33 protein-coding genes are annotated in these 26,171 nt (G+C 61.2%); 15 read left to right on the top strand and 18 right to left on the bottom strand.

Features of this window, described 5'->3' with window-relative positions:
- The first annotated feature begins 42 nt into the window (after nucleotides 1-42).
- Nucleotides 43-591 carry a GMP synthase subunit A gene (locus V5N47_RS11055; protein WP_338727541.1) on the top strand — a complete coding sequence of 183 codons (549 nt, stop codon included), beginning with the start codon at nucleotides 43-45 and terminating at the stop codon, nucleotides 589-591.
- 35 nt (nucleotides 592-626) lie between these two features.
- On the top strand, nucleotides 627-2,483 hold the full coding sequence (locus tag V5N47_RS11060; RefSeq protein ID WP_338727542.1) for a DUF2070 family protein: 1,857 nt from the start codon (nucleotides 627-629) through the stop codon (nucleotides 2,481-2,483).
- A gap of 2 nt (nucleotides 2,484-2,485) precedes the next feature.
- Here V5N47_RS11060 and V5N47_RS11065 read toward each other — a convergent pair whose 3' ends face one another.
- Nucleotides 2,486-4,561, bottom strand: coding sequence for a histidine kinase N-terminal 7TM domain-containing protein (locus tag V5N47_RS11065; RefSeq protein ID WP_338727544.1), 2,076 nt, complete (start codon nucleotides 4,559-4,561; stop codon nucleotides 2,486-2,488).
- 118 nt (nucleotides 4,562-4,679) lie between these two features.
- On the opposite strand from V5N47_RS11065, the gene V5N47_RS11070 reads away from it, so the two are divergent.
- Entirely contained in the window at nucleotides 4,680-5,198 is a 519-nt protein-coding gene (locus V5N47_RS11070) for a response regulator (RefSeq protein WP_338727546.1), read from the top strand.
- Between the two features lie 58 nt (nucleotides 5,199-5,256).
- Here the strand turns inward: V5N47_RS11070 and V5N47_RS11075 are convergent, their stop codons facing one another.
- The 5 genes from V5N47_RS11075 to V5N47_RS11095 form a co-directional block, all read right to left on the bottom strand.
- The gene (locus V5N47_RS11075) at nucleotides 5,257-5,496 is read right to left on the bottom strand and encodes a DUF3194 domain-containing protein (RefSeq protein WP_338727547.1); all 240 of its coding nucleotides are present in this window, start codon (nucleotides 5,494-5,496) and stop codon (nucleotides 5,257-5,259) included.
- Nucleotides 5,497-5,874, bottom strand: a complete 378-nt coding sequence (locus V5N47_RS11080) for a prefoldin subunit beta (RefSeq protein WP_338727548.1) — start codon at nucleotides 5,872-5,874, stop codon at nucleotides 5,497-5,499. It abuts the gene before it with no gap.
- A gap of 18 nt (nucleotides 5,875-5,892) precedes the next feature.
- Nucleotides 5,893-6,168 carry a KEOPS complex subunit Pcc1 gene (locus V5N47_RS11085; protein ID WP_338727550.1) on the bottom strand — a complete coding sequence of 92 codons (276 nt, stop codon included), beginning with the start codon at nucleotides 6,166-6,168 and terminating at the stop codon, nucleotides 5,893-5,895.
- A gap of 86 nt (nucleotides 6,169-6,254) precedes the next feature.
- Entirely contained in the window at nucleotides 6,255-6,389 is a 135-nt protein-coding gene (locus tag V5N47_RS11090) for a DNA-directed RNA polymerase subunit P (protein ID WP_276248321.1), read from the bottom strand.
- Nucleotides 6,390-6,400: 11 nt separating this feature from the next.
- On the bottom strand, nucleotides 6,401-6,685 hold the full coding sequence (locus V5N47_RS11095; RefSeq protein ID WP_338727553.1) for a 50S ribosomal protein L37ae: 285 nt from the start codon (nucleotides 6,683-6,685) through the stop codon (nucleotides 6,401-6,403).
- Between the two features lie 231 nt (nucleotides 6,686-6,916).
- Between V5N47_RS11095 and V5N47_RS11100 the strand changes: the two genes are divergently transcribed.
- Nucleotides 6,917-8,137 carry an MFS transporter gene (locus tag V5N47_RS11100; RefSeq protein ID WP_338727554.1) on the top strand — a complete coding sequence of 407 codons (1,221 nt, stop codon included), beginning with the start codon at nucleotides 6,917-6,919 and terminating at the stop codon, nucleotides 8,135-8,137.
- A 1-nt stretch (nucleotide 8,138) separates the two neighbouring features.
- Here the strand turns inward: V5N47_RS11100 and V5N47_RS11105 are convergent, their stop codons facing one another.
- Together V5N47_RS11105 and truD are read right to left on the bottom strand one after the other, a co-directional pair.
- Nucleotides 8,139-8,858 (bottom strand): DUF2103 domain-containing protein, encoded by a 720-nt coding sequence (locus V5N47_RS11105; protein ID WP_338727555.1) that lies wholly within the window; start codon nucleotides 8,856-8,858, stop codon nucleotides 8,139-8,141.
- A gap of 39 nt (nucleotides 8,859-8,897) precedes the next feature.
- Nucleotides 8,898-10,217: a tRNA pseudouridine(13) synthase TruD gene (truD, locus tag V5N47_RS11110; RefSeq protein ID WP_338727557.1), complete on the bottom strand. Its 1,320-nt coding sequence runs from the start codon at nucleotides 10,215-10,217 to the stop codon at nucleotides 8,898-8,900.
- A gap of 153 nt (nucleotides 10,218-10,370) precedes the next feature.
- Between truD and V5N47_RS11115 the strand changes: the two genes are divergently transcribed.
- The gene (locus V5N47_RS11115; RefSeq protein WP_338727558.1) at nucleotides 10,371-10,493 is read left to right on the top strand and encodes a hypothetical protein; all 123 of its coding nucleotides are present in this window, start codon (nucleotides 10,371-10,373) and stop codon (nucleotides 10,491-10,493) included.
- A gap of 14 nt (nucleotides 10,494-10,507) precedes the next feature.
- Here V5N47_RS11115 and pth2 read toward each other — a convergent pair whose 3' ends face one another.
- Nucleotides 10,508-10,846, bottom strand: a complete 339-nt coding sequence (gene pth2, locus V5N47_RS11120) for a peptidyl-tRNA hydrolase Pth2 (RefSeq protein WP_336361004.1) — start codon at nucleotides 10,844-10,846, stop codon at nucleotides 10,508-10,510.
- An 85-nt stretch (nucleotides 10,847-10,931) separates the two neighbouring features.
- Between pth2 and V5N47_RS11125 the strand changes: the two genes are divergently transcribed.
- The 5 genes from V5N47_RS11125 to V5N47_RS11145 all read left to right on the top strand — a co-directional run bounded on the left by V5N47_RS11125 (nucleotide 10,932) and on the right by V5N47_RS11145 (nucleotide 14,093).
- Nucleotides 10,932-11,564: a Yip1 family protein gene (locus V5N47_RS11125; protein ID WP_338727561.1), complete on the top strand. Its 633-nt coding sequence runs from the start codon at nucleotides 10,932-10,934 to the stop codon at nucleotides 11,562-11,564.
- 62 nt (nucleotides 11,565-11,626) lie between these two features.
- On the top strand, nucleotides 11,627-12,214 hold the full coding sequence (gene dcd, locus V5N47_RS11130; protein ID WP_338727563.1) for a dCTP deaminase: 588 nt from the start codon (nucleotides 11,627-11,629) through the stop codon (nucleotides 12,212-12,214).
- The gene (locus V5N47_RS11135) at nucleotides 12,211-13,107 is read left to right on the top strand and encodes a thiamine-phosphate synthase family protein (protein ID WP_338727565.1); all 897 of its coding nucleotides are present in this window, start codon (nucleotides 12,211-12,213) and stop codon (nucleotides 13,105-13,107) included. The genes dcd and V5N47_RS11135 overlap by 4 nt, the downstream gene beginning before the upstream one ends.
- Nucleotides 13,104-13,775 (top strand): class I SAM-dependent methyltransferase, encoded by a 672-nt coding sequence (locus V5N47_RS11140; RefSeq protein ID WP_338727567.1) that lies wholly within the window; start codon nucleotides 13,104-13,106, stop codon nucleotides 13,773-13,775. Before V5N47_RS11135 ends, V5N47_RS11140 begins: the two co-directional genes overlap by 4 nt.
- A gap of 51 nt (nucleotides 13,776-13,826) precedes the next feature.
- Nucleotides 13,827-14,093: a hypothetical protein gene (locus V5N47_RS11145; RefSeq protein WP_338727569.1), complete on the top strand. Its 267-nt coding sequence runs from the start codon at nucleotides 13,827-13,829 to the stop codon at nucleotides 14,091-14,093.
- Here the strand turns inward: V5N47_RS11145 and V5N47_RS11150 are convergent.
- The 7 genes from V5N47_RS11150 to aspS form a co-directional block, all read right to left on the bottom strand.
- The gene (locus V5N47_RS11150) at nucleotides 14,090-15,016 is read right to left on the bottom strand and encodes a sulfide-dependent adenosine diphosphate thiazole synthase (RefSeq protein ID WP_338727570.1); all 927 of its coding nucleotides are present in this window, start codon (nucleotides 15,014-15,016) and stop codon (nucleotides 14,090-14,092) included. The two genes, V5N47_RS11145 and V5N47_RS11150, sit on opposite strands and share 4 nt — an antisense overlap.
- Before the next feature lie 41 nt (nucleotides 15,017-15,057).
- Nucleotides 15,058-15,318, bottom strand: coding sequence for a hypothetical protein (locus tag V5N47_RS11155; RefSeq protein ID WP_338727572.1), 261 nt, complete (start codon nucleotides 15,316-15,318; stop codon nucleotides 15,058-15,060).
- Nucleotides 15,319-15,373: 55 nt separating this feature from the next.
- Nucleotides 15,374-16,126 carry a 4-phosphopantoate--beta-alanine ligase gene (locus tag V5N47_RS11160; protein ID WP_338727574.1) on the bottom strand — a complete coding sequence of 251 codons (753 nt, stop codon included), beginning with the start codon at nucleotides 16,124-16,126 and terminating at the stop codon, nucleotides 15,374-15,376.
- A gap of 37 nt (nucleotides 16,127-16,163) precedes the next feature.
- The gene (locus V5N47_RS11165; RefSeq protein ID WP_338727575.1) at nucleotides 16,164-16,997 is read right to left on the bottom strand and encodes a pantoate kinase; all 834 of its coding nucleotides are present in this window, start codon (nucleotides 16,995-16,997) and stop codon (nucleotides 16,164-16,166) included.
- Nucleotides 16,998-17,069: 72 nt separating this feature from the next.
- Complete coding sequence (locus tag V5N47_RS11170; RefSeq protein WP_338727577.1) at nucleotides 17,070-17,645, bottom strand: pyridoxamine 5'-phosphate oxidase family protein; 576 nt, start codon at nucleotides 17,643-17,645, stop codon at nucleotides 17,070-17,072.
- Between the two features lie 48 nt (nucleotides 17,646-17,693).
- Nucleotides 17,694-18,899: an MFS transporter gene (locus V5N47_RS11175; RefSeq protein ID WP_338727578.1), complete on the bottom strand. Its 1,206-nt coding sequence runs from the start codon at nucleotides 18,897-18,899 to the stop codon at nucleotides 17,694-17,696.
- A gap of 290 nt (nucleotides 18,900-19,189) precedes the next feature.
- Complete coding sequence (gene aspS / locus V5N47_RS11180) at nucleotides 19,190-20,494, bottom strand: aspartate--tRNA(Asn) ligase (protein WP_338727580.1); 1,305 nt, start codon at nucleotides 20,492-20,494, stop codon at nucleotides 19,190-19,192.
- Between the two features lie 640 nt (nucleotides 20,495-21,134).
- Between aspS and V5N47_RS11185 the strand changes: the two genes are divergently transcribed.
- The 3 genes from V5N47_RS11185 (at nucleotide 21,135) to V5N47_RS11195 (ending at nucleotide 22,587) form a co-directional block, all read left to right on the top strand.
- On the top strand, nucleotides 21,135-21,758 hold the full coding sequence (locus tag V5N47_RS11185; RefSeq protein ID WP_338727581.1) for a hypothetical protein: 624 nt from the start codon (nucleotides 21,135-21,137) through the stop codon (nucleotides 21,756-21,758).
- A 134-nt stretch (nucleotides 21,759-21,892) separates the two neighbouring features.
- Nucleotides 21,893-22,324, top strand: a complete 432-nt coding sequence (locus V5N47_RS11190; RefSeq protein WP_338727582.1) for a winged helix-turn-helix domain-containing protein — start codon at nucleotides 21,893-21,895, stop codon at nucleotides 22,322-22,324.
- Between the two features lie 38 nt (nucleotides 22,325-22,362).
- Entirely contained in the window at nucleotides 22,363-22,587 is a 225-nt protein-coding gene (locus tag V5N47_RS11195; RefSeq protein ID WP_338727583.1) for a hypothetical protein, read from the top strand.
- 180 nt (nucleotides 22,588-22,767) lie between these two features.
- Here V5N47_RS11195 and V5N47_RS11200 read toward each other — a convergent pair whose 3' ends face one another.
- Both V5N47_RS11200 and V5N47_RS11205 read right to left on the bottom strand, forming a co-directional pair.
- Nucleotides 22,768-23,703, bottom strand: a complete 936-nt coding sequence (locus V5N47_RS11200) for a glycosyltransferase family A protein (protein ID WP_338727584.1) — start codon at nucleotides 23,701-23,703, stop codon at nucleotides 22,768-22,770.
- Between the two features lies 1 nt (nucleotide 23,704).
- A complete protein-coding gene (locus V5N47_RS11205) occupies nucleotides 23,705-23,926 on the bottom strand; it encodes a hypothetical protein (protein WP_338727585.1) in 222 nt (73 codons plus the stop codon).
- A 245-nt stretch (nucleotides 23,927-24,171) separates the two neighbouring features.
- On the opposite strand from V5N47_RS11205, the gene V5N47_RS11210 reads away from it, so the two are divergent.
- Both V5N47_RS11210 and V5N47_RS11215 read left to right on the top strand, forming a co-directional pair.
- The gene (locus tag V5N47_RS11210) at nucleotides 24,172-25,296 is read left to right on the top strand and encodes a Gfo/Idh/MocA family oxidoreductase (protein WP_338727586.1); all 1,125 of its coding nucleotides are present in this window, start codon (nucleotides 24,172-24,174) and stop codon (nucleotides 25,294-25,296) included.
- Nucleotides 25,293-26,171 carry a glycosyltransferase gene (locus V5N47_RS11215; protein ID WP_338727587.1) on the top strand — a complete coding sequence of 293 codons (879 nt, stop codon included), beginning with the start codon at nucleotides 25,293-25,295 and terminating at the stop codon, nucleotides 26,169-26,171. Before V5N47_RS11210 ends, V5N47_RS11215 begins: the two co-directional genes overlap by 4 nt.

Here is a 26,171-nt window from a genome sequence, read left to right on the forward strand (position 1 = left end):
GTTTCAGGAGGTTTATACGACGATACTCGCTACTCACCGCTAATGACCCGCATCGTCGTGATTAACAATCACGGGCAGTTCACCCACTTAGAACACCGGGCGCTTCGTGACCTCGGCATCGACACCGACCTCATCGACAACGACACGCCACCAGAGGAGATTGACGCAGACGGCATCGTCCTCTCTGGCGGCCCGAGCATGGACGACATCGGCCGCTGTGAGGAGTATTTGGAACTGGACATTCCAGTCCTCGGCATCTGTCTCGGGATGCAGATTCTCGCTGAGAAACTCGGCGGACGCGTCGGCAGCGGCGAGTACGGCGGCTACGCCGACGTGACGGTCGAAGTGCTCGATGAAGACGACCCGCTCATCGGCTCACTCGCCCCCGAGACGCGCGTTTGGGCGAGCCACGCAGACGAGGTTAAAGAACTCCCAGAGGGCTTCACTCACACCGGCACGAGTGACGTCTGTGGCATCGAGGCGATGAGCAACACCGAACGCGACCTCTACGGCGTCCAGTGGCACCCGGAAGTCGCCCACACCGACGAGGGCGAAGCCGTGTTTGAGAACTTCCGCGCCATCTGCGAGTAACGGGCTTTTTGTCCTCTGGCTAGAATTATTTCGTAATGACCGCCACGCAGGGTGACCTTGCGGCACTTTCTCGCTACATCTTCCGCGCACCGCGGTGGTATTCGAGCCTCGCGTTCGCGCTCCTCATCGCGGCCGTCGCTGGCGTCGCCGCCTTCGACTTTCGATTCGTCCTCGAAGACGCTTGGCAGGGGATATTCTTCATTGGCTTGCCAACCGTCATCGCAAGCGCGCTGACCCCGTGGATAGACGGGAAACTCGGCGGCCAACTCACGCGCAATCGCGCCTCGTTGCTCGCGCTCGCGGGCGAACTCGTCGTGGTCGCCTTTCTCATTCTCGCGGGCATTCTCGCGGTGCTCACGCCGCTTGGCCAGGGGTTCGTCTTCGATACCTTGCTCGCCGCACTGGCGAGCGTGTTCGCGCTTCGCCTGCTCGTCGTGATGGCCGTCTCCCGAAAGTCGCTGCTCATCGCGTCGATTCCCGCGAGTCTCCACACTGTCGCCTCGGCCGTCCTCCTGTTCATCTACTCGGGAACGATGCGCTACTTCGAGATTGGCGGCCCGCTCGCTCGGTCGTTTCTTTCCCGGCCAGAGCGCGCGCCGCCGGAACTCCTCGTCGTTGTCCCACAGGACTTTCTCGTTCTCGGCGTCATCTGCGTGCTCTATGCGGGGGCTGTCTGGGCATTCCTCACCGTCATCGACCGCCCGTGGCGGCGGAGCATGGACGTTTCCGTCCTCGACTTTATCCGGGGGTTCATCGGCCACATCGCCGAAGGGTCACGGGAACTCGAAACGTTCTTCGAGGACATCGGTGAGGAAGCCATCGTCCCCGTCACCGTCCTTTCGTTTCGGACGCCCAGTGGCACGGAGAAAGCCCGCTTTACGCTCCCGATGATACACCCCGGCCCGATGGGAGAAATCGGCGGCGGGAACCTCCCAGAGCGCGTCGCAGAGTGGTCTGATGGCGTCGCATTCCCGCCCCACGCAACCGCGGGCCACGACTTCAACCTCGTCACCGAGCGCGAGGTCGATTCGATTCTGGATGCCGCAAGCGAGGCGTTTGCGGCCATCTCGTATGACGGTGTGGCGTCTCAAAGCGTCAGAAAGCGCGTCGGCGACGCGACGCTCATCGGGCAGGCGTTCGGCAACGATGCGTTGCTTGTTTCGACGTTCTCACCGCAGTTCGCAGACGACGTTGAGTTCTCGATTGGGATGACCGCAGGCGCTGAAGCCCGCGTCCACGGGCTGAAAGACGTGATGCTCGTAGACGCTCACAACTCGAACAACGGCCTCACCGGACCCGACCTTGGGCACGTCGTCCCCGGGAGCAAGCGCTCATACGACATGATTCAGGCGGCTGGGTCGGTGGCAGAAAGCCTCACCGACGCGCCGCGCGGCCCGGTCAAACTCGGCGTCGCGTGGGACCGGACGCCGTGGACGCCACCCGAAGGGATTGGCCCACTTGGTATCCGTGTGGCGATGGTCGAAGTCGAGGGCCAACTCACGGCGTACGTGCTCGTCGACGGAAACAACATGGAACCGGGGCTTCGAGACCGCATCGTCGAATCGATTCCGGCCGTTGACGACGCCGAAATCATGACCACGGACACCCACGTCGTCAACACCGTGAAGTCGGCAAATCAGGTCGGCGGCGCGATTTCACACGATGAGCTCGTCTCGCTCATTTGCTCACTCGTCGAAACTGCCCGCGAAGACTTAGAGCCAGTCGAAGCCGGGATGGCATCCTCGCGCGCTTCGGTCACCGTCTTTGGCAACGACCGCACCGAGACGCTCGCGAGTCACGCAAACGCGCTCATCTCGATGGGTGGCGCACTCGCCGCCGCGTTCATCATCGTCGTGTTCACCGTGAGCATTCTCATTTTCCTGCTCGCGTAGGGTCAGTCCTGTGCGGTCGTCGTTGCCTCTGCCGTGACGGGTGCGGCCTCGTGGAAGCGAAGCGTCACAACTGTGCCGCGCGGTTCGTTTTCAGTGATGACTAACTCACCGTCTGCAGCCGAAACAATCCAGTGAACCAGCCACAGGCCAAGGCCGCTTGTGTGCTCTAGTTGGGATTCAATTCCACGTTTGAGCACCTCTCGCTCCATCTTGGGAATGCCGGGACCGTCGTCTGCAACGTGTATCTCAACAACATCAGTCTCAGCTTTCGTAATCGAGACGGTCACCGTGGGAACGTCTCGGTCACTGTGCTCGATGGCATTTGTGAGCAGTTCTTCAAGCCCGACTTTGACCAGTGGGAGTGCGTTTGCCCACGCTGCATCGGGAATATCACACTCGATGTTCACCGTCGAATACGTGGTCTGAACGGTGGCAACCACCTGTTCGACCTGCGCGACGATGTCGAGCGGGAGCACCTCTGAATCGCGGTCTAGCAGCGTGTCGATACGCCGTGACTTTTGGCTCAGTTCGAGGAGGTCGGTGCCAGCGCGGTGGGCTTTCCCCATCCACGTGCGTACTTGTTCGCTCTCGGTTTCCTCTTGTACCATCGAAATCGCCCCTTGTACCACGGACATCTTGTTGCCAACGTCGTGGCGCAACACCCGATTGAGCACTTGGAGTCGCTGTTCGTACTGTCTGTGCTCGGTCACGTCGTGTGCCGTCAACAGAATCGCACCGATAGCCGGATTCTCGAGGAGGTTCTCGCCTTTTGCTTCCATGACGCGCCACGACCCGTCTGCGTGCTGGACGCGAAGTTCAACCCAGTCGCTCGTCCCGCCTTGTTGGATGGTGATGAACGTCTCGAAAATTCGCTCGACATCGTCGGGATGGATGTACTCAATAAATGGGTCGCCAAGGATGTCCACAGGGGGGTAGCCAAGCGTTCGTTCGATCGACGGCGTGACGTATTCAAACCGACCATCTTCGGTTACGAGCACGGTAACCGTCGATGCTTGTTCGACGATTGTCTGATAGCGTCGCTCGACTTTGCGCTGGGTGGTGATGTCGTGAAGGCTCAGGATAGAGCCCGACTTGTTTTGTGTCTCGAACTGAGAGCACGTGACGCTGTAGTATCGTGGCGTCTCGTCGTTCGTTGTCACGATTTCAGTGGCCGCACCTTCGTTTACGAGACACTCATGCAATGCTGGATACGCCGCGAGCGCTGTCTCTGCTCGCTCGCCAACGAGGTCTGTGCCGGTATCGAGCAGGCGGGTGACCGTTGGGTTGTAGTCAACGATGCGGTGATTGTCATCGAGAATGATGATACCGTCATCCATCTCGTCGATGAGCGTGCGCTGTGCGATCGGAATCACATCTAAAAACTGGTACCGAAACAGGGTGTACGCGACAAGCGGGGTGGTCAGCCCAAAGGTGATCGGCGTCAGGTCTACATGTGGGAACGGGAATACTTCTGCGACGCTGGCCCAGCTTGCGAGCAGTGGGACCACGCTTGCGAGTATCAGCAACAAGCTCTGGCGTCTGCGAATGCCGTATGTACGGTGTGCGTCGAGGGCGAGTACCCCGATGACGACTAAATCGAGGATGTACGTGTACAGGAGAAAGAGCAAGAAAACGGGGCCGGGACTGATTTCGAGAACAACTCCTGTTGAGTGGGTGTGGACGTTCACTGGCGTGAACACCAGCTGTCGATACTCGGCGCTCCAAACCAGAAGCGCGGTTGCGGCGGGGAATACGCTTATGCTGAGCAGCCCACCGGGTGTGAGCCAGCGTTGTCGGCCTGCGTAGGCAAGAATGAACACCGGCCACGCAACTGCCATGACCGCCACGCCAATCCAGACAAACCGATTCCAGAACAACTTGCCCGCGAGCGTCGTTGTAGAAAGCTGAAACCAGTAGGCAGAACACCACACGACCACGCTTCCCGTCACCGCGAGAAACGCGGTCATCCGCGGTTGTTTGAGCTTGCTTCGATGACTCAGCACATACACGCTCAACAGCAAAGAGATTGCACTCGCAAGGAGGAGAGGAAAGGTATAGGGCGTTGCTTGCCACGCCATAGATTACTTCTATTATCAGCTAATATACAAGCTTCGGTGAATTTCAGCCTGGAAACTGTCCCCTGTGATAATCGCTCGTTGCAGAACATTATTGTCTGTCTGTTTCCATGTGACTGTAATGGGCCTGTCAAACCCCCCTGTCGTGTTGATTGTCGAAGACGAGCCCGACATCGCAGAGATGTACGACATCTGGCTCGGAAATGACTACGACAGCCGATTTGCGGCGAACGGTGCGCAGGCTCTCTCTCATCTCGACGAAACCGTCGATGTCGTATTACTCGACCGACGGATGCCCGGGATGTCGGGTGACGAGGTGCTCGCCGAAATCCGCTCCCGTGACGTTGATTGTCGCGTCGCGATGGTCAGTGCGGTTGACCCCGACGTTGACATCATCGAAATGGGGCTCGATGCGTATGTCGTGAAACCACCAACCAAAGACGGTCTCAGAGACACTATTGCATCCCTCATCGAACGCGCGCCGCTCGATGCGGACGTTCAAGAATACTACTCACTCGCCGCGCGACGCAACGCACTCGAAATCAACAACTCGCGCGATGAACTCGCAGAACTCGAGGCGTACCAGAACCTGCTTTCCAAACTCGAAAGCCACCGCGAACGCGTGGCGCACAAACTCTGATCACCGTTTTTCTGTCGCTGTCGCTCGCCGGTCGTGGTTGTTGAAAGAAATGACGACGTTAGGCCGACTGTGCGTCGTCGAACAACTCGTCGACGGCGTCTTGTGCGGCGTGGGCCGCTTCGTCGGCTACGGCTTCTGCATCGCCGGGGGCGTTTAGGTACACATCGACTTCGAGGACGCCCTCCTCGAAGTGGACGGTGATGTCGAGGTCAGTGACCTCAGAGCGCTTGTACCGTGCGAAGATGAGTCCTTCAGCAGCCGCTGCGGCCGTCTGAACGACGTCTTCGTCGGTTGGCATTTACTGTGCTGCGCCGCCAGCGCCGCCCATTGCGCCGCCGCCGAGCATCTGCTGGAGTTCCTGCTGGAGTTCCTCGAACTGGCCTTCGACGCGCTCTTCTTGCTTCGTGAGCGTCTCGACGCGGATTTCGAGCGTGTCGACTTTGTCAGAGAGGTTCTCTTTTGCGTCCTCGTAGGTGGTCTGGACGAACAGCTCGCCGACCTCGCGGTACATCGTCGCGTCTTCGTCGATGTTTTCGAGTTCGTCGAGTGCCGTCTGAGCCTCTTGGAGCGAGGACTCTGCGGTCTGTTTCTGGGTTGCGACCTGCTGGGCTGTCTGCTGGAGACCCTGCAGTTCTTCGAGTTTCTCTTGTGCTTCCGGTGGGAGACTACCCTGCATATCACCACCGTGGCGATGCTAACTGAAAAACCCTGTCTTGTAGTCGTGCGCGGCAAAGCCAACGTCTGCAAGCGATTCTGCGGTTTTGACCAGGGTGAGCCACGTGTTACACCCTGCGCGCAGGGCAACGAGGTCATCTGCTGACACCTCCACGGTGACGGTGGCTCCCTCGCGGGTGAGCGTGGCGCTCGTCCGGTCGCCTGCAATCTCGGCTACTTCTTGGCGGACGCTCCGTGCCACTATGCGGGCATAGGGCGCGTCATCGTACTCGAACGTTAGAATCGCGGTATGCAATGAGGGGTCCTCGTCGGTTAGCAGTGCGTTCACCACACGTCATGTTCAGCGTCGGATGACGCCACAGACGGTTGCGAGGACGCCGCTTATTTGACGTCGACTTCTTTGACCACGCGGCTGCGCTCTTTGAGGAGCACGCGGTGGCCACAGTACGGACAGCGGACGCCGCCGTACTCATCGAGTTCAACGTCTCGCTTGCAGCGCGAACACTTGTAGCTCATGGGTGAGAGAGTTATTCGTCGTCGCTCGAAAGCGCCGCACGGATGGAGCGCTTGACTGCGGTTCCACCGGGCGTGGCTGGGCGGTACGAGCCGCCTGCGAACTTGTAGTCACAGCGGGCGCACTGCCAGATGCCGGTACCTTTGCGGGAGACCTTGTGGTCGCCACACTCTGGGCAGGCGTGCTTTTTGTTCGTATCCGCTTCAATCTCAGCTACACGGCGTCGCGCAACGCGACCGTAGCGTGCGCCGAACCGACCGGCGGAGCCGGTTCGTCGTCCCTTCTTTTGCTCGGCCATAATACGTGTCCATAACCAAAGGGGACAGATAAAGCCTTTGAGTTGCGGAAGCGCTCTGTGTGGGTTTGACAGGGGGTATCGGCCGCACGCAGACGGCCGTCGATACAGACGCTGTGACACACTATACAACCGGTTGGAACGCCCGGAAACGACAGGGATAACCCGCCTTTCACCCACCTAGCAACACGCAATGCGTTCGATTCTGCCTCCGCTCTGGAGCGCGCTGGTTCGATGAGCCGCCCGCGCACCATCATCCTCGCCGTCATCGTGAGCACCTTCTTCGTCGGCTTCGGTGGCGGCGTCGTGTTCCCCATCCTCCCAAATCTCGGGGCGCTGCTCGGCATCTCGCCGTTCGTCGTCGGCCTCATTCTGAGTGTGAACCGGTTTACGCGAGTCGTCGCCAACACGCCTGCAGGCTCGCTCATCGACCGCATCGGGACGCGAAAACCGTTCATTGCGGGGCTGTTCATCGAAGGCCTCGCCACGCTTGGCTACGTCGTCGCGCTGAACGCCACACTCCCCGAAGTGTGGTTTCTCGCCGCCCGCATTCTTTGGGGACTCGGTAGCGCCTTCGTGTTCGCCACGGCCTACACCATCGCCGCGGACGTGAGCACCGGCACGTCTCGCGGGACGAACATGGGCGTTGTCCGCGGCGGCATGACGCTTGGGTTCCCCGCTGGACTGGTCATGGGCGGCGTCGTGAGCGACCTCTACTCGGTCACGACGGCGTTCGTCCTCGCCGCGGCGTTCGCGTTGTTTGCGAGCGCAATCGCTTATTTCGCAATTCCAGAAACGCACGTTTCCGGCCCGCAGACGAGGGTGAAGCCGTGGGACGTGGACGTGAGCGCACCTGCACTCACCATCGGTGCGGTGAACTTCGGCCTCTACTTCGCTTACCTCGGCGCGCTGTTTTCGACGCTCGTCCTCTTTCTCGACTTTCACGGCTTCAGCGTCTGGGGCTACGGGCCACAGGGGATGTCGGGGCTGTTGATGGCCGTAACGGTCGTTTCTGCGGCCGTCTTCACCTTCGGCGGCGGGAAGTTGAGCGACGACTACGGCGCGCGCATCCCCGTGTTGCTCGGCTTTCTCGTCGTCTCGTTCGCGGGGTTTGCCCTGCTCGCCGTCGCAGAGACCATCCCCACTCTCGCCGTCGCCTGCCTCCTCATCGGTATTGGACAGGGCGGCACGAGCGGACCGCTCATCGCGCTGCTTGCCGACTTCACGCCCACAGAACGGATGGGCAGAGCAACCGCGACGAACAACGTGCTCGGCGACTTGGGCGGCGGGCTCGGGCCACTGGTGTCACTGCCGCTCATCAACCTCGTCGGCTTCGCGCCGGTGTACGCCGTCTGTGCGGTCATTCCGCTCGTGGCAGGTCTCCTCCTCGTCGGGAGCATCTACTCACAGACGGGCGAACTCAGCCCGACGACGGTGAGCCTCGCGGACGACTAACTTACTGGTAGCCGTCTGCTGCGAGCGCCTCGTTTAAATCCTCACGGACGCGCTCGCCCATCTCGCGGTCGCCCGCTGTCGTCACGACGCGATTTTCTTGGACGCTCGAGCCGTCGCGGAGCAGGAGTCTGACGTTGCCGTGCTCGTCCGCGCGGGTGGCTTTCGCCCGGACGCCAGTTCGTGAACCCGAACCGCCTGCGTCGATTGGGCCGGGAATGACCTTCTTCACGTTCGGGTGTTCTGCGACGAGCATGATGACCTTCATCCCGTCTCGTTCGCCGATGAGCGTGGTGTGCGACCCGCCGAGTTTCTCTTTGGGCTTCAGGTCAACAACGTCGAGCGCTGGCTCGCCAAGCCGTGAGAGCACCGCCTCGACGGGGTCGTCCCCCGAGACGCGATAAAAGTCGTAGTGCGCCTGCGCCCGAACCGCCTGAATCACCTCGCGGTTGCCGGTCGCATACACCGCATCCGGGCGTTTGCGCTGGAGGTCGTCCGCGATGCGCCCGGCGAAGTTGCGGAGTTCGACGACGGACAACTCGTCGTTCGGCTCGGGCGTGGTGCGCACGTCGGAATGGCCGACAACGTCCTCTTCGAACAGGAAGGTGAGGGTGGCGTGGTCGCGTTCGATGTCGAGGACGACGGTGTCGCAGTTGCGCGTCTGACAGACCAGACAGTAGTCACCCGGACGGGTGAGCGACGAGGCGCACTGCCGACAGTTCATAGCAAAGGCCAACTCACAATTACAGTTAAGTAGCGTGTTTCACATCGCGTTCGGATCGGTCTTCAGGTACTCGCGCATGAGTACCGTCGCGTACGACCCTTTCGGCAGCGAGAAGGTGAACGTCGTGTCCGTCACGTCGAGCCCGGTCTGGAGCAAAACCGCCCGCCGAGTGCCCTTCGAATGGAACTCACCGGGCAGGTCGAAGTCCTCGCGCGTGAGGTTCTCAGCGTCGAGCACCTCGCGGGCGATGTCGCCGGGTTCACCGTCTGCGAACTCCGTCTCTGTGCCGATGAGCGGCGCGGTCACGAACGCTCGCCCGCGCTCGCAGTGGCGGTTGATGGTGTCCACGCGCGTTTCGGTCACGGCCTGCTCGCGGTCGGTGTCGGGCAACACGAGGTCGCCGGGGGCGCTCGTGTCCGCAAAACAGACCACGTCGCCCGCCACAGCGTTGTCGAACGGTATTCCACGGGCAAGGCGCTCTGAGAGAATCTTGTTGAACAGGTAGGACTGCGCCGCGTTCACCATCAGCCGCTGGAGGTTGGTGGGCAGCGTTTCGAGCGCCTCGCGGAAGTCGTCGGGCGTCTCGCCGCCGTTCTCGACGAGTTTGTGGAGCATCGCTCGCTCGTAGCCGAGGTAGCCCGGATAGTCGTCTAAGGCGGCTTTCCAGTCGCGTGTCTCCTCGACAAAGGCGCGTGCCTCGCGCGTCTGGTCGCGCTCTCTGTCTGCGGGATTCCCCACATATGCCAGCACCGCGTCTTCCCAATCGCCGCGGACGACGGCGAGGCCGACTTCGTGGCTGACCGGGCGCTGGCTGCCGAATCGCTGGTGGCCAAAGAAGTTCGGCACGCCGACGACACCTTCGCGGCCGCCGAACGCAGAGAGCGAATCCGTGATTTCCGGGACGTTCTCCGGGTGTTCTGCATCGCGCACTCGAATCGAGAACTCGTTGCCTGCGAGGTCGCCAAACTGGAGGCCGCGACCCGCTCGCCCGAGCACTTCGATGTCGGCGTCTGGGATGTCTGGCAACTCCTCTGGCGTCGCGTCGTAGATGCTGAACAGCTGGGTGGTGACGGCGTGTTTGTCTTTCGTCCCGGCCCACGAGAGCCGTTCGCGGCTCACGCCCATGCGCGAGGCGACTTCTTTCGTAAACTGGTTGGTGTCCCACGATTCGAGCGTCGCCCGGAAGACGAGATAGGCGTAGGAACCGGGGTCTGCGTCCACGGGTTCGACCGAGAATCGTTCGAGTTCACGCACCCGGAAATCTGCGGGTGAGACGCGGAGGCGGCCGCCGATGCCGTCTGCGTCGCTCACGTAGTGGTCGATACCGACCACCTGTTCTACGGGCTGGGCCGGACGCATCAGGCACGGCCTCCGGACGGAGCAAGAGTCATATCGGGAACTTCTCGCGGACTACCTTAAGGGCACCAACCTCGGGTCGGGGGCACCTGGCGGTGACTCACTTACCCGTACGTTGGCGCGGATTCATGCCCTCTGTGCGCCTATTTCCTTGTTATGGGTGTCAAACACAGCCATACAGACCATTCCGGCCACGAGCACTTCGAGTGCGCCTGCGGCGAAGTGTTCCACTCGGAAGCCGAATTAGAAAAACACAAAAAAGAAGTCCACGGCAAGTAACCGACCGGCTTTTTTTAGAACAGCGAGAGGTCGCCCGTCACCTTGTCCACGAGGTTGTCCTGTGCGGGGCCAACGGCGAGCGTCGTGACCGTCCCCGGCTCTAACTGCGTGTGTCCGGCGTCGCGGATAATGGCGTAGGGCAGGCCCTCGGCGCGGGCTTTGTCGGCGAGTTCGAACAGTTCGGCTTCGCTGCTTGCTTTGAGGACGACCTTCTTCTGGCCCTCACCTTTCCATTTCGAGCGGGCGCGAGAGTCCGCGTCTTCGTAGGCAGAAAGCGAGGCGTGGGCGACTTGGGCGGCGAGTTTGCCCGTGCCCATGCCGATGTCCGTGCGGGCGACGATGGCTTGTTTCATACACGAGGCGAGTCGGTGGTAAACTATAGGTGTGGCTACTCGCCTGTGGGATAACTACTTAAATTATTGACGTGAATTGTGGCGTGTGCTCCAAACCCTCCTCTTCGACCCTGATGCGTTTTTCGCGGACAATCCGTGGGCGGATGACTTCGTGGCCGCGGCTGGGGCCGTGGCTGCCGTCGCCGTCGTTACCGTCCTCAACCTTCTGCTCATCGGCGTGATTCTCACCCAAAAAATCGATGGAACCGTCACCCAGAACGGGCGGCAAGTCTCGATGGATTCGATTTTCTGGGATGTCCTGTTCGGTCAACTGTTTACGGTTTTCTTCGCCGTGTTCCTCGGCTGGGTGCTCCTCACGGTGTTGCTCCACATTGGTATCAAACTCGCAAACGGTGAGGGAACGTTCAGGGACTCGCTCCGCATCACTGGCTGGGCAATGGTGCCAACGATTTTTACCGCCTTCCTCGGGACGCTGTCGGTCTATCTCACGCTTCGCGGCCAACCGGTGACCAGTTCGACCAGTCAACTCACCGCGCTCGTTGCGCGTATGGAGGGCGGCACTGGTGTGCTTGGCATCTTCGTCGCGCTCATCGGCACCGTGTGGCAGGGTTATATCTGGACGTTTGGCATCAAACACTTCCACAGCCTGAAACTCGACACTGCCATGGGCGTCGCCGGGATTGTCGCGCTCATCTTTTTCCTCTTCTCTGTGATTTGAAGATAGATTTGCATTCGCCCCAACCAGCGCCTTTTACGACCCCCGGTGTGCGATAGAGTGATATGATACTATCAGACGCGGACATCCGCGAGCGACTCACGGACGGTGACCTCGTCGTTGGCCCCTTAGACGACCCGGAACTCCAGATTCAACCGGCAAGCATCGACCTCCGGCTTGGCCCCGAGTTCCTCGAATTTCAGCGCGCGAACATCCCGTGTATCCACCCGAACCGCGACGATGAAGTGGGAAAATACGTCAAAGAAACCGTCGTCGAAGATGGTGAGGAGTTCATCTTGCACCCCGGCGACTTCGTCCTCGGAACGACCATCGAGCGCGTCGAAATTCCGGCAGACCTGCTTGCGCACGTCGAAGGCCGCTCCTCGCTCGGTCGGCTCGCCATCGTCGTCCACGCCACGGCGGGCGTCGTAGACCCCGGCTACCGTGGCCAAATCACGCTCGAACTCTCGAATCTCGGCACGGCTCCGGTCGCGCTCACCCCGGGCATGCGCATCTCGCAACTCATCTTCACGGAACTCAAAACCCGCGCAGAGCGCCCGTATGGGTCGTCTCGCGGCTCGAAGTACCAAGACCAGGTCGGCCCACAGGCGTCGCGGATTGGGGGTGACCGGGAGTTCGGTGGCGACCAGTGAGATTCGTCGAAGAAATCGTCGTAGACGAGTTCCTGCCGACGTTTCGCTCGATGCTCGCAGAAGCCCTGCGCGAGCGCGGCCTGACCCAGAGCGAGGTCGCATCCGTCCTCGGCATCAGCCAGAGTGCGGTCTCAAAATACGCCCACGGCGAGGTGACGCGAAACGAGCAAATCCTCGCAGACCCGCGTGTCGAACAACTCGTCACCCGGCTCGCAGACGGGCTCGCGGCGGGCGATATGAGTCCGGTACAGGGACTCGTTGAGACTGAGGTCCTCATCCGCAAACTCGAACGCGGCGACCTCCTCGCGCAACTCCACGAAGCGGAGATGCCGGCGCTTTCGCGTTTCGATGGTTCGCTCTCGATTCACGACCCGGAAAGCGGTCTCAGAGCGTCAGAGCGCGCGCTGTCGTCGGCTCGACGCGGCGTGCGCACCCTCCAGAACACGAGCGGGTTTGCGACGCTCATTCCAAATGTGGGGTCGAACCTCGTCGAGTGCCTGCCGGATGCGACGACCATCGACGACGTGGTGGGCGTCCCCGGGCGCATTTTCGACGTGAAAGGGCAGGCAACCGTCCCCGGCGACCCGGAGTTCGGCGTGAGCGAGCACCTCGCGGGCGTCTTGCTCGCCGCGCGCAGAAACGGCAACCCGGCGCGCGCGGTGCTCAACATTCGCTACGACGAGGCCATCGTCGCCGCACTCGAGGCGACCGACGCGAAAGCCGTCTCCTTCGATGCCCAACTCCCGCTTGACGAAGCCATCGACGCCGCGCTCGCAGACACGCCCGACGCGGACGTGCTCTACCAGCCCGGAAGCTTCGGCATCGAACCCATCACCTACCTCCTCGGGCGCGACGCCCAAGCCGTTGCAGAGCGTATCCGGGACTTGGTATGAGCGGCATCGCCGACGCACAAGATTTCTACGGCCGGTGGGCGCGACTCTACGACGTGATCGCGACGCACACGCCGGGCGTTGGCTCGATACGTGACACCGCCGTCTCGACGCTCGCGCTCGAACCCGGCGATACGGTCGTCGACATGGGCTGTGGGACGGGGGTGAACTTCCCCTTTATCCGCGAGCAAATCGGACCCGACGGGACGCTCGTGGGCATTGACTATACGTCTGAGATGCTCGACCACGCCCGCGACCGCATCGACCGCGAAGGCTGGGACAACGTTCACGTCGTCCGTGGTGACGCGAGCAGGCCACCCATATTCGGGCCTGTAGACGCCGTGTTTTCGTCGTTCGTCGTTGGCATGCTCGCAGACCCGGCGCGCGTCGTTGACGACTGGATTGCTCTGTTGCGTCCGGGCGGCCGCATCACGCTGCTCGATGCGGCCCAGAGTTCACACCTCGCAGGCGAGCCGTTCAACCTCCTCTTTCAACTGTTCGTCCTCGCGTCGTCGCCGCCTGGAACCAGCCGTCGGCACGAAATTCCGCCGTGGGAGGTGCTCGATGAACGCGTGGCCGCTGCTCGACGGACGCTCGAACATCGCACGACGGGGCGCCATCACGCAGCGCACGCGCTCGGTTTCGTGCAGGTGACCGGCGGCACCGTCTGACAGGTCTGAAAAACAGTAAGGTTTGATACGCTCGCCGCCTAACTCTAAGATATGGTGGGTGCTAGCAAACAACATGGGGGCGCCGTCGGCGACGATGTTGATACCTGTCCGCACGTCGGGGCGGTCGCACACCATGCGTTTGGGCTGCTCGGTTTAGCGATTGTACTGGTTATCCTCGCAAGCGCCTACTCGATATTCTACCTGTTCGCACAGGGATTTGGCGTGCTCGCCTCGACCGCCATCGTGTTCGCCGTCCTCCTGTTGTGGGTCGGCGTTTGGCTGTCGATGGAGGTCGCGTGGACGCGACGGACGGCTTAGTCGTCTGCAGGCGCGACTTCCGGGCGGAGGGTGACGGGCTCTGCGTCCACGTCTAACTCGTCCAGTGCAGCTTGGGCAGCTTTTTTCCCCGAGAGCAACATCGCGCCGAAGGTCGGCCCCATGCGCGGCAGGCCGTAGGTCGTTGCGGTTGCCATGCCTGTGACGATGACGCCCGGGTGGGTGAGGCCCGTGTTTTCGACGACGGCGTCCTCGGACTTGCCGACCCACATCGAGTCGTGACCGGGCGAGTCGTGACCGGGTGCGCCGTACTCGCCGGAGCCGGTTTTGTCCATGCCGGTGTTGTGTTCTGCAGCGTGGTCGAGACCGGGCGCGGAGAACACGCCTCGCTCTCTGAGTTTGCTGATGACGAGGGCGTCGTGGCCCGTGCCGTCGATGACGAGGTCGCTTTCTACGGCTACGGGGTCAACGCACGTGAGTTCGCGCGGCAGGGCGTGGACGGGCGTCCAGTTCATCACGATACCGCCGACGCGGTGGTCCTCGCGCACCACGATGTCCGTGAACTCGGTCATATTCTGTATCTTCGCACCCGCAGCACACGCTGCCTTGATGAGCGCGGATGTCGCGTAGGGGCCATCTGCGAGATAGAGCCCCGCTGTGTCCGTTTCTTCGTACGGGACACCGAGTTCGGCGAGCACGCGGTGGGCCGGACTCCGGACGGTAATCTTGTTCATCAAGAAGCCGCCGAGCCAGAACCCACCCCCGAGGTAGTTGTTCTTCTCTACGACCATCGTTTTCACGCCACGACTCGCCAACTCTCTGGCCGCGATGAGTCCTGATGGACCACCGCCGACGATGATAACGTCGGATTCAACGTGGTCTAAAAACTCCTCGCTCCACGATTTGGCGATTGCGCTTGTCACTGCTGCCTCACTCGCTGGACTGAATGGGTCGAACTGGGCCATACCACCTAGTGATATTACTAAGTGGTATTAATGCCTTCTGGTCAGTTCGACTCGTGGTCTACTGGGTGCAACTCGTCGGTTCGTCGCCAGTGTCGGTACTGGCGGGGTCGGAACACGGTTGGAGGGCTCACCGAGAGATGGCGGGAAAGGGCGCTCACGAGGACGGCCGAGACCAACACAACGGTACAGAACAAGCTCAGGGTAACGCTCAACTGCTCTGTGTACGTCGCGGTGGCAACAGCAAGAAGCAGCGTGCCCACGACGAGGCGAAGGAGGCGGTCTGTTCCGGCGTCGGTCTGCATCGCATCCCTACAGAGGCGCGCAACCGGCCTAATCTCGAAGCCCAACCAGTTCGGGTTACTCTCGGTCGATACCAGTTCGAATCGCTTGCTCTGCGGCGTCGAGGGTGGCCTCGCGGTCGAAATCTGCGACGATGGCTTCGAGTTCCTCACGAGCGGCGTCTTGCAGGTCGCGGGCGTGGCGCGTGATGTTCGGAATCGCCCGCATCACGTTGTCGATGACGGGAACCGCGGCCATCTGCGGGGAGCGCGACTTCGGGTTCAGGTCGACGACGATTTCGGTTTTCCCCATCGCACCGAGTGCTTCTGCGCGGTCACCATCTTCGAGTGGGACGAGCACCACATCGGCGTCGAAGATGCCGTCTGCATCCACCTTGCCGCGCTCGTGGCTCAGGCCCGGAATCCGTGCGTCTGCAGTCAGCCCTTTCACGTCGTCTGCACCGTGTTCTGTGAGGTGGTCGGCGATGGCTTGCATGCGTTCTGGCGTGCGATTGAACAGATTCACCTCGATGTCTGCGCCCGTCGCTTCAGCCAGTTCGACGATTTCACCCGGGACGAGCGCCGCGACGTTGCCGTTCACCGAGAGCACGGCGTGGTCTGCGAGCAGAAGGTGGGCGGCCGCGGCGCGGGCGGCGGCGTCGGCGCTCGGCAGCGTTTGTTCTCCGAGCAGGTAGTCGTAGGCCTCGCCGCGCCCTTCGGCGATGAGCCCTTGGAGGCTCGTAATGCCCTTTTTTACCCCTTGTTCGATACGGTGTCGCGTGAGCAGCGATGCGTATCGAGGGTGGTCTTCTGGAACCTCGATTTCGCTCATTACCACTGTTTGAGCCGTCCACCTGAAAAATCGCGCGTTACTCAGCCAGGGTGGCTCCCGGCGGATGAATCCGACACGCAGACGCGTCGTAGCCAGCATCGGTGAGCCCCGTCCCGAGGGCGAACACCGTCTGGCCGAGCATCGCCATCGCCGCCTGCCCGCCGTCTGCCCGGACGGCGTCGATTGTCTCCGCTACTTCGGGCGTCAGCAAGTCCGCCTCACGGGCGAACTTCCGTGAGGCAATCATGAATCGCGTGAGCGTTGGCTCCTCCATCAGATAGGTCAGCGCGCGCTCGCCTGCATTCGTGAGCTGCTCTGTGTCGCCGGTGATGATGTCGGCGGTCGAAAGCGACCCAAACGTACAGTATTCGACGCGCGCTAAGGCGGGGATCCCGTCCAACAGGCCGTAACCGGGCGCGCCGGGTTCAAGTCGGACGGGGACGCCACCTCGGGATTGGGCCACCACGTCGCCGAGACCGGTTCCGGCGGTCACCTCACCAGCGTGGGCGAGGCCGACGAGCGCGTTTTCAGAGCGGTGACAATCGAAAACAGCGTTCGCGCCGAGTGCCGCGCCGAGGGCGGTTGCCCCGGAGACACCAAAGCCCGCGCTGATTGGCAAGTCGGTCGTCGCCGTCACCGTACACGAAACGTCAAGCGCTGTGAGTACGTGGTTTACTGCGGTCATCTCCGCTTGCTGGCCGTTGAGCGTGACCGTCGTTTCGTCCGCCGGTTCGACGGTGACGCGGACGCCGTCAGAAAGGGTAAGCCCCGCCCCGCGCGACCCGGCACGGAGTGGGTCGTCGTGGTGATGGGCGCTGAAAAAACCGGTGACGTGGCCGGGAACGAACGCGTCCGCACGCTCGTGGCTCATCGCGTGTCTGCCTCCCGTGCCCAGTCGCCCAGCATTGTCTACTCGCCGTTCGGTTACCCGCTTGTAAAACGCTTACAGTTTGCCGTCGCTGAAGAAGCCGGTTCGCTTTGCCTCGTCGTCGTCGGTGCCCCACGGCGGGCTGAACTCCTCGATTGAGAGCTGTGGGAGGTGTTTCGCGCAATGAATGTACGCTTCCTCGACTTCGAGTTCGACCCACACCTTCTTGCGGTCGGTTCCGGCGGGGTCAGTAACCCCTGCAATCTCCTCACGAAGCCGTGCAGGGCCGTTTACGTGCAGGCCGACTGTCGTGTCCCACCAGTCAACGAACGTGAGGCTTGCGTACGGGTTTTCTTCGATGTTCCCGAGCGAGGCGTGGACGCCGTTGCCCCGATATTCAGGATACGCGAGCGTTTTCTCGTCTACGACGGTGACGAACCCGCGAGGCCCGAGACGGGGCGAGCAGTCGGTGTGACCGTTGCCGTCCGCAGTGGCGAGAAAGAACATGATGCGTTCTGCGATGAATCGCTGCATCACGTCGTTTAGCTCCTCGTGCATGCTGTCTTCGTAGAAGCGCAGCGCCTGTTCTTTGGTTCCAAACCGCTCCTGCAGGGTGTGCTCGCCGTCGCTGCCCGGCAGCTCGTCGCTCATTGTGGCCGCTTGGGAAGTCGAGACTATGGGCGTATCGGTTTCGGGAGTTCAGTCGCTCTCGCCGCGCACAACGAGGGGTTCGCCACCCGTGAGTGGGACGTTTCCGATGATGACGTACAGGCCACCCACGAGCAGAATCCCACCAAGCGCGACGACCGCCATCGCCGGAGACGTGGCATCGGCCAGTGCGCCGCTGCCGAGTTTGAGTGGCACGCTCGCCACCGAGACGGCCATCGACATCGCGGAGAGGACGGTCGCTCGCCCGACCGAGGGCATCCGGTCGTTCAGGTGCTGTTCGACCATCGGCAACGCCGCGTTGAACGTCGTGTGCATGAGCAAGAACGCCGGAAGCGCCACGAGCGGGACAGCGAGCGTGAACACCAAACTCACACCCAGCGCAACCGACGCGGCCATCAGCCAGCGCTGGACGCCAATCGTCTCTTTGATGCGGTCTGCGTAGCCCGACGCAATTGCCCCTGCCACCGCGAACGCGGCGTACATGATGCCCAACTCGCCAAAGCCGAGGCCGATTCGCGTGCTCACCGGCTGGACGAGAATCTCGATGCTCCACGTCGCGGCGTAGAACAGCGCGACGAACATGACGAACGCCCTGAGCGGCGGACGAAACAGCTTTCGCTGGATGACCTCACGGACGTGGGCGAGCGAGAGCGACTCCGCATCTGACGCCGCCTCGATGGTCGGCTCCGGCATCGTGAGCAGGACAACCGCGCTCACCACGCCAAGCGCCGAAAACGCCACAAACGGATAGCGGATGTCTACGTCCGCGAGCCACCCTGCCGCGAGTGACGAGGCTGCGCCCGTGATGAGCAGCACCGAAAAGCCCCGCCCGCGAACGCGCGTGAACGTCGCCTCCGCGCCGTACTGCTTCAGCGTGTCGTAGAGCCACGCGCTGTCGTTGCCAGAGCGCATGGTGATGGCGATTGCCCAGATGAAGTAGACGACGAGGAACGTCTCGAAGCGCTGGGCAACCGCGAACGCGAGCGAACAGGCGCTCACGATGAGCGCGCTCAACAGCATGCTTGTCCGCCGTCCAATTGAGTCACCGAGGTAGCCCGTCGGCACTTCCGCGAGGACGATGGTCACCGCGAACACCGCATCGAGCACCATAATCTCGGTAAACGAGAGATTTCTCGATTCGAGTAAGACGACCCAGATGGGCGCGATGAACCCGAACGACGCGCCTGCCATGTAGATGTAGTAGCGTAAAATCAGGCTCGTCTGTGTACGTGTCATCCCCATCCCCACCTGTCTCTAGAGGGAGGAACGCGGGAGGGAAAGCCGTTCCTGAAGCGCAGTGTTGACACTGCGCAGGTTAGTGAGAGAAAATGGTTGGTAGTGATTCGCTTCCCGAGTTTTCGCCCTACGGGCTCAGACGTTGGCGATTTGGCGAGAGTCGCTTACGCGCCTCTCGCTAACAGTCAGGTCTCTGCCTACGGCGAGAGACGCTGACGGTCTCTTGGGAACACCGTCGGACTTCACTGCGTTTGCCCGACGAGCTCCCAATCGACATGTTGCGTCGTCGCCTACGGCGACAGACGCTGTCGGTCTCTTGGGAACAGAACCGCTTCACGAATGTTGGACAGTCCGAGCATCGTCATGACGAGACGCTCGACACCGTACGCCCAGCCTGCGTGTGGCGGCATACCGTACTTGAACATCTTGGTGTAGTACTCGAAGGCGTCCGGGTCGAGACCCTGCTGTTTGAAGCCTTCGACGAGGTTGTCGTAGCGGTGTTCACGCTGGCCACCGGAGACGAGTTCCATGCGTGGGTGCATGAGGTCGAAGCCTTTCGAGAGGTCAGGCTCGTCGTCGTAGTCCTGGATGTAGAACGGCTTGATTTCGCTTGGCCAGTCGATGATGAAGTAGTGGCCGCCAACGTCCTGCCCGAGTGCTTTCTCGCCCTCGGTCGGGAGGTCGTCGCCCCAGACGAGTTGCTCGTCCAGTTCGCCCGTCGCGTTGATGCGCTGGATGGCTTCCTCGTAGGTCAGGCGTGGGAAGTCGGCTTCTGGCACTTCGAACTCGTCTTCGAGGCCGAGGAGTTCGAGTTCGCGCTGGCAGTTTTCTGCCACGGCAGAGTAGGCTGCCTTGAGCGTCCCCTCACACACGTCCATCGCTTCTTGGTGGTCGATGAACGCGCTCTCGAAGTCGATCATGGTTGCTTCGTTCAGGTGGCGCGGCGTGTTGTGCTCTTCTGCGCGGAAGATTGGACCGATTTCGAACACGCGCTCTAAGCCGGAGCCGACCATGAGCTGTTTGAACAGCTGTGGCGACTGGTTCATGAACGCTTCTTGCCCGAAGTAGGTGATTGGGAACAGTTCCGTACCACCCTCGGTGCCGGTTGCGACGATTTTTGGCGTGTTAATCTCGGTGCCACCAACGGAACGGAAGTAGTCGCGCACGGCGCGGAGGACTTCGGCACGAATCTCGAAGATGGCCTTTGTCTCGTCGCGGCGGGCGTCTAAGGTGCGGTTGTCGAGGCGCGTCGAGAGTTCAGCGTCGACTTTTCCCGACGGGTCGAGTGGCAGTTCTGGCTCTGCTTCTGCGAGCACTTCGATGGAGTCGGGGACGATTTCGACGCCGGTTGGCGCGCGTGGCTCTTCTTCTGCGAGGCCCGTGACCTGCACGACGCTTTCGCGCGAGACGTGCGTGCCCGTCTCGACGAGGTCGTCGTCCATCTCGTCTTTCTCGAATTTGACCTGAATCTTGCCAGTCTTGTCTCGAACGATGAGGAACGCAATGCCACCGAGGTCGCGCGTCTCGTGCGCCCACCCCGCGATAGTGACCGTTTCGCCGGGCGAAACGTCTGCCGTGTGTGTCCGGTCTTCCATACCGGCGCATTTGGAGGCACTCCCTTTAACACCCGCGTTTTTACCGCTCACACCCACCTCCTAAACCGAGGCCCAATCGCAGCACGGACTCCGTGCAAATTCTGCAATACACTGGCTCACGTGACTATACGAATTAGTATACAGAACCCCGCTACGCGCCTCCACTCTTCCATTCACACGCCATGGACTTACTATCCTGTGTGAGATTTATGTCGTACTTACCAATGCTAGTAACTCTGACAATCCATAAACGAATAATTTCAATTTACAGATAATATCGGTTCCGTTTCACTGTTATTTCCGAGAGGCTGAGGCGGTGTATGCGGTGGTATTCTCATTCTACCAAGATACTTATTTTCTGCTACGTTAGTGCTTCTCTGTACAACAGCTGCGTGAACAATCTCCGTTCCTAACTACTCTCAGTCAACTGGTGAGAAACTGCCCCCGAACATATTCAAAATTTGCAACGTTCGATTAACCTTATCTTAAGAGAGCGCATTGTATAGTTTGGTTAAAGGTAACCAGCATGGTGGGCGTGGGGGCCCAAGGGGAAGACAATGTGGGGAACGGCCAGTGTATCTGTGCCAATCAGTGTCTCTTGGTAACTCGTACGTGCATTTAGTGCTCAACGGTGATATACATGAGTTCACTACAGTCCGTCGCACAAGACGCAAACATGGGGGGAGACGTTGCTATTAGAGCAGAGCCGCTTGACAAGGACGTCATCTTCGAAATATTGAAGAACCGCCGTCGCCGCGATGCGCTCCGCTATCTCGAAGAGAACGGGGGAACGGCCCGACTCGACGAGCTCGCAGAGTACATCGCAGCGAAAGAAAACAACATTACGGTCATGGAACTGTCCTCAGACCAGCGAAAGCGGGTGTACATTGGCCTCTACCAATGCCACCTGCCGAAGATGGACGGTGCTGGCGTTATCGCGTTCAACAAGAATCGCGGGACGATTCAGCTCCTCGATGCTGCTGGCCAGCTTGACCCGTACCTGACGGAGACGCAGCCAGAAGCCGCATCGTCGCTTGGCAAGTACGTGATGGCCGTCGCCATCACCATCGGCCTCGGCGTCGCAGCCGCGCTCATAGGCCTCTCGCCGTTCACGGCGATTCCCGGCCTTTGGTGGGCCGCGCTCAGCACGGCGACGCTCGTCGCCGTCACTGGCGTGCAACTCTACCAGCAGTATCTCCCGGACGGCCGCCTGTTCGAACTGCTGTCTGCTCTTCGCGCCCAACAGGTCAACCCTGCTGACTAACGGCTCTCTGTCTTTTTTCCGCACCTGAAATGGCCGCTGACCGGCCCACTCTTTTGTGAGCGAACATACATATTCGATGACACCCTTTGAATAACGTGAATATGGGACGGATGGGGGGAAACGGAGACGGAGGAATGACGAGCCAACGCGTCCTCGACCTGCTCGGTGATGCGGTTGCGCGCGAGATTTTACAGGCGGGCGTCCACGGGCCAGTGACGATAGACGACCTCACGGCGCGCACGTCGGTGTCGCAATCGACGGTCTATCGGCGCGTCTCTGCGCTCGTCGAAAGCGGCCTCATGCGCGAAGAACACGGCGTGACGAGCACCCCGAGCAAGCGCGCATACACCACGACAACCGAGCACATTGGCATCGACCTTGCCGAAGACGACATTCGCGTGCACCTCGACCCGGAGGTGCCGTACGCGAATGCCGCCCGCGAAATCACGGTAGAGCCGTTACGCGTTGACCTCGACACACGAACGGTGACCATCGAACTCTCGCTCGACGATGCGCTGTTCGAACAGTTCCAACGGCTGTGGGAACTGCAACAGGAGTCGAAATAGGTTAGCGTTCAAATAGATTCGGTGCGTAGAGAACGGGTATGGCTAGTGACCGACCGGCTTCGGTGGCCAAAGCAGACCACTACCGACTGCCTGATGGCACGATAGAGATCGTGTTTGCCGTCGAGGGTGGGCGCGTACTCACGTTCAGAGAGTACCCATCACCAGCAGCGTTCTCCACGGCGGTAGCAGATGGTGAGTATCTCGGCAGCCACGCGGGCGTCGCGGACCTCCCGAATGTGGAAGCGTTCCGTAATGATTTGTAACCTCACGGCTCGCGAAACTGTCCACTAACCGTGATACTATCCAGAGCGTTTATCAGCCGACAGACCGAAAATACAGTTGCTCAGGGCCGCGACGCACCTATGCCAGTTCGCGTGCCAGCGACTATTGTGGTTGCGGCCCAGAGCCATTCTTCATTCAGTAACATATCAGCAGCCAACGGCTCAGGCGCGGCCTGACACACGCGGCCGCTTTGCACCCTGTGAACGCCGTTTTTGGCCACCGAACGCTTCTGCGAGCTGGCCGTAAGCTTTCGCCAGTCGAAGGACGTAAAACAGCCCAAATACGCCGCCTTTCTCGCGCACGCTGAGCGCTTCCCAGCCCGTGACGAGCGTCCGCAGCGCCCTCGGCGTCGGCGGTAGATAGGCCCCCGGGTTCATCAGCCCCCTGCGTGGGTGCCCGTATCGCGCGGGATACAGCTCCCGGAGTTGGGTTTTCCCGCGCCCGATGCGGATTGCTTTTTTCACGAGCGAGCGCACCGAGGTTCGCGCCGGGTGGCGTGCCACGATGTCGGGGGCGTAGGCGAGCCGGTAGCCTGCCGCCGCCACACGGTTGCCGAATTCGAGGTCGCCACTCGACGTGAGGCGGTCGTCGAACGCGCCGAGTTCGTCCACCAGACTCGTGCGCACCACGAGACAGCACGTCGGTGCGAACGCAAGCCGCGAAACGAAGTAGTCCACGCGCAAGTCGGTCAGTCGGTTGTACTTTCCGGCGAACGTCTCGCTGCCCGGCGAGTAGAGTTCTACCGCACACGCCAGATAGGACACGTCTCTGCTCATCTGCGCGATGACGGCTTCGAGCCAGTCAGGTTCGACCGTCACATCCGCGTCTACGAACGCGAGCAACTCGCCTGTCGCGTGGCGAATGCCGCGATTGCGTGCGGCGTAGGAACTCTGAACGTCGGCTTCGACGTGCAGCTGAATGCGCGAATCACGCGCCGCAAACTCCCGTACCACCGCACGGGTGTCGTCGGTCGAGTTGTTGTCCACGACGAGCACCTCGAAGTCGTTCTCTGTCTGGTCGAGAAGCGACGAGAGCGTGAGCGCTATCCCATCGGGGTCGTTGAAAACAGGAACGATAATCGAGGCCTGTGGGGCCATCTCAGTCGCTGCCGTGGCGGTCTGTCCACTCGCTCACCGCGGCCGAATCGTAGCGGACGGTCAGCGTTTTCGGTTTTGTCACGGCTTCTTTGTTGCGGGCACGCCAGCGGCCAGATGCGTAGTAGAGCGTCCGTGTTTCGGCCGCTTCTTTCCCGAGCAAGGGCTGGCACAGCGCACAATCACTGGTGCGCCCGCCGGGACGGTGGGGACATCGTTCGCTCATACCTGCTTCATTCGGGAACGAATCGCTTAGTTATGAGAGCGCTTCTCACGCCTGAATTCGAGGATAACGCGGTTAACCCTCGGTTTCAGCGACTGGTGTGTGCCCCTTTCACACAGATGCGCTCATTCCACAGACATGATGTGAGGAAATTCCCGCGTTTTCGAGCGCCTGCTGGCCTCTGTGGTCGTGAACGCTGTTTAACCAGTCTATACTCTTGCACATTCCACACCTTCTCTCGCATAGGAATGTTTTCAGTTGCGTTCGTGGGAACGGGAGCAAAGCAAGAAGCCCCCGGTAAACAGGGCTTTGCGATGGCGTATCGCCACGCCGCGGCGTATGCTCGACTCCCACAGTGTCGGTTGATTGCGTGTGCAGATATCGTTCCGGAGAACGCCCGCGCGTTCGCGGATTCCTTCGACATCGCGGGCGTCTATGAGGACTACGCGGCGATGCTCGACGCCGAGAACCCGGACATCGTGAGCGTCGCCGTTCCGCCGGGGATTCACGCGAGAATCGTCATCGACTGTGCCCGTCACCCGTCGGTGCAGGCCATCCATTGTGAGAAGCCGATGGCGCTCACGTGGGGCGACTGCAAGGAGATGGTCGCCGTCTGCAAAGCGGAGGGCGTCCAACTCACGTTCAACCACCAGTACCGCTTTGGCAAGCCGTTTCGCCGCGCGAAAGAACTCCTCGATGCGGGCGACATCGGAAGCCTCCAGCGCGTCGAATTTTCCGATAGAGACCTCTACGACACGGGCACGCACCTGTTCGACCTCGCGAACTACCTGACCGACGGTTCGCCGGTCGAATGGGTACTCTGTCAAATCGACTACTCGGAGGAGAATCGCTGGTTCGGCGCGCACAACGAAAATCAGGGCCTCGCCCAATGGAAGTACGCCTCCGGAGTTTTTGGCCTCGCTGCAACCGGCTGGGGGCGCGACCTCATCGGATGCTATCTCCGTCTCGTGGGCACCCACGGCGTCATCGAAATCCGCGAGGGAAAACCCGCGCTGTTCGTCCGCACGAGCGGCGAGTGGCAAGCAATCGACACCGACGGCGAGGGCATCTACGGCCCGCCAAAGCAGGGGCGCGTTGGTGCGCTGCTCTCGCGGGTCGGCAGAGGCGACGAACCGCTTTCCTACATCGACCGGGCAATCGCGTCGGTGGTTGACTGCCTCGAAACCGGCCGCGACTGTGAGTTACGCGGCGAGAACGCGCTCGCTGCAACCGAAGTCATCTTCGCCTGCTGGGAATCTGCGCGGCGGCGAGGTCGGGTCACGCTGCCGCTCACAATCGAGGATAACCCGCTGCAGGCCATGGTTGACGCTGGCGACTTACACCCCGAACCAAACACTTCACCGACCGCATGAGTGCGGTGACTGCCTCCCTCGATGCCCGCGACACGGCTCACATCGAGTCGATAACTGACTACACCATCCCAACCCACGAGGTGCTCGCAACCGTGGTCGTCACCACCGCCGCGGCCGACCGTGATTTGTTCACAACGGTGCTCGATGCGCTTGACTCACAGACTGAGACTGCCTACGACGTCATCGTGGTAGACCGGGGAACCGGGTGGAACCTGTCTGCGCTCCTCGCTACGACCCGCCGCGTCAGGCTCGCCGTTCGGGTCACAAACGACACTGGGCCAGTGCTCGCGCGCAATATCGGCGCACGGCTCGCGACCGGGCCGTTGCTCATCTTCCTCGATGACGACGCAATCCCCACCGCAAGGTTCGTCGAAGCCCATCTGCGCGCCCACCGGGTGAACAACATCGTCGCCGCCCGTGGCCGCGTGCTCCCGCACACCTCCCACCTCTACAACGCAACGCAGCCCGCCTATAATCTCGGCTCGATGCAGTTTCCGACGTATCTCGACCTCGTGGGAAACGTTTCGTTCGACCGTGACACCTTCTACTCGCTCGGTGGGTTCGACCACCGAACCACTGGAATGGCGGCGCTTGACTGGACTGCTCGCGCGCTCGCCGCTGGCATTTCCCGCGAGGAACTCATCTACTACCCCGAGGCGGTCACCAGCCACGACTACGCTACCGATTTCTGGTCGTACATCCACAGACGTCGACAGGACGCGACCGTGGCTGGCACAGCGCCACACTTCTCTGCGGTCGTGGCCGAATACGACGACCGACCGGCAGCCGAACAGCCACCGCTCGCCCGCCGCGACCGGCTGAAACTCAGGCTCCTCACGTCACTCGCCGCGCCGCTCATCACACGACCGACCTAA

Source organism: Haladaptatus sp. DJG-WS-42 (genome assembly GCF_037198285.1).
GTDB lineage: Archaea > Halobacteriota > Halobacteria > Halobacteriales > Halococcaceae > QDMS2.

Bases quoted from the DNA above. Each gene is read 5' to 3' on its own strand.
- aspS (WP_338727580.1), bottom strand. From the start codon at position 20,494: ATGGAAGACCGGACACACACGGCAGACGTTTCGCCCGGCGAAACGGTC.
- V5N47_RS11080 (WP_338727548.1), bottom strand. From the start codon at position 5,874: ATGCAGGGTAGTCTCCCACCGGAAGCACAAGAGAAACTCGAAGAACTG.
- V5N47_RS11185 (WP_338727581.1), top strand. From the start codon at position 21,135: ATGAGTTCACTACAGTCCGTCGCACAAGACGCAAACATGGGGGGAGAC.
- V5N47_RS11070 (WP_338727546.1), top strand. From the start codon at position 4,680: ATGGGCCTGTCAAACCCCCCTGTCGTGTTGATTGTCGAAGACGAGCCC.
- V5N47_RS11095 (WP_338727553.1), bottom strand. From the start codon at position 6,685: ATGGCCGAGCAAAAGAAGGGACGACGAACCGGCTCCGCCGGTCGGTTC.
- V5N47_RS11165 (WP_338727575.1), bottom strand. From the start codon at position 16,997: ATGAGCCACGAGCGTGCGGACGCGTTCGTTCCCGGCCACGTCACCGGT.
- V5N47_RS11060 (WP_338727542.1), top strand. From the start codon at position 627: ATGACCGCCACGCAGGGTGACCTTGCGGCACTTTCTCGCTACATCTTC.
- V5N47_RS11215 (WP_338727587.1), top strand. From the start codon at position 25,293: ATGAGTGCGGTGACTGCCTCCCTCGATGCCCGCGACACGGCTCACATC.
- V5N47_RS11075 (WP_338727547.1), bottom strand. From the start codon at position 5,496: ATGCCAACCGACGAAGACGTCGTTCAGACGGCCGCAGCGGCTGCTGAA.
- V5N47_RS11210 (WP_338727586.1), top strand. From the start codon at position 24,172: ATGTTTTCAGTTGCGTTCGTGGGAACGGGAGCAAAGCAAGAAGCCCCC.
- pth2 (WP_336361004.1), bottom strand. From the start codon at position 10,846: ATGAAACAAGCCATCGTCGCCCGCACGGACATCGGCATGGGCACGGGC.
- V5N47_RS11055 (WP_338727541.1), top strand. From the start codon at position 43: ATGACCCGCATCGTCGTGATTAACAATCACGGGCAGTTCACCCACTTA.
- V5N47_RS11145 (WP_338727569.1), top strand. From the start codon at position 13,827: ATGGTGGGTGCTAGCAAACAACATGGGGGCGCCGTCGGCGACGATGTT.
- V5N47_RS11160 (WP_338727574.1), bottom strand. From the start codon at position 16,126: ATGAGCGAAATCGAGGTTCCAGAAGACCACCCTCGATACGCATCGCTG.
- truD (WP_338727557.1), bottom strand. From the start codon at position 10,217: ATGCGTCCGGCCCAGCCCGTAGAACAGGTGGTCGGTATCGACCACTAC.
- V5N47_RS11155 (WP_338727572.1), bottom strand. From the start codon at position 15,318: ATGCAGACCGACGCCGGAACAGACCGCCTCCTTCGCCTCGTCGTGGGC.
- V5N47_RS11105 (WP_338727555.1), bottom strand. From the start codon at position 8,858: ATGAACTGTCGGCAGTGCGCCTCGTCGCTCACCCGTCCGGGTGACTAC.
- V5N47_RS11205 (WP_338727585.1), bottom strand. From the start codon at position 23,926: ATGAGCGAACGATGTCCCCACCGTCCCGGCGGGCGCACCAGTGATTGT.
- V5N47_RS11150 (WP_338727570.1), bottom strand. From the start codon at position 15,016: ATGGCCCAGTTCGACCCATTCAGTCCAGCGAGTGAGGCAGCAGTGACA.
- V5N47_RS11190 (WP_338727582.1), top strand. From the start codon at position 21,893: ATGACGAGCCAACGCGTCCTCGACCTGCTCGGTGATGCGGTTGCGCGC.
- V5N47_RS11115 (WP_338727558.1), top strand. From the start codon at position 10,371: ATGGGTGTCAAACACAGCCATACAGACCATTCCGGCCACGAGCACTTC.
- V5N47_RS11195 (WP_338727583.1), top strand. From the start codon at position 22,363: ATGGCTAGTGACCGACCGGCTTCGGTGGCCAAAGCAGACCACTACCGA.
- V5N47_RS11140 (WP_338727567.1), top strand. From the start codon at position 13,104: ATGAGCGGCATCGCCGACGCACAAGATTTCTACGGCCGGTGGGCGCGA.
- V5N47_RS11100 (WP_338727554.1), top strand. From the start codon at position 6,917: ATGAGCCGCCCGCGCACCATCATCCTCGCCGTCATCGTGAGCACCTTC.
- V5N47_RS11170 (WP_338727577.1), bottom strand. From the start codon at position 17,645: ATGAGCGACGAGCTGCCGGGCAGCGACGGCGAGCACACCCTGCAGGAG.
- dcd (WP_338727563.1), top strand. From the start codon at position 11,627: ATGATACTATCAGACGCGGACATCCGCGAGCGACTCACGGACGGTGAC.
- V5N47_RS11200 (WP_338727584.1), bottom strand. From the start codon at position 23,703: ATGGCCCCACAGGCCTCGATTATCGTTCCTGTTTTCAACGACCCCGAT.
- V5N47_RS11175 (WP_338727578.1), bottom strand. From the start codon at position 18,899: ATGACACGTACACAGACGAGCCTGATTTTACGCTACTACATCTACATG.
- V5N47_RS11090 (WP_276248321.1), bottom strand. From the start codon at position 6,389: ATGAGCTACAAGTGTTCGCGCTGCAAGCGAGACGTTGAACTCGATGAG.
- V5N47_RS11065 (WP_338727544.1), bottom strand. From the start codon at position 4,561: ATGGCGTGGCAAGCAACGCCCTATACCTTTCCTCTCCTCCTTGCGAGT.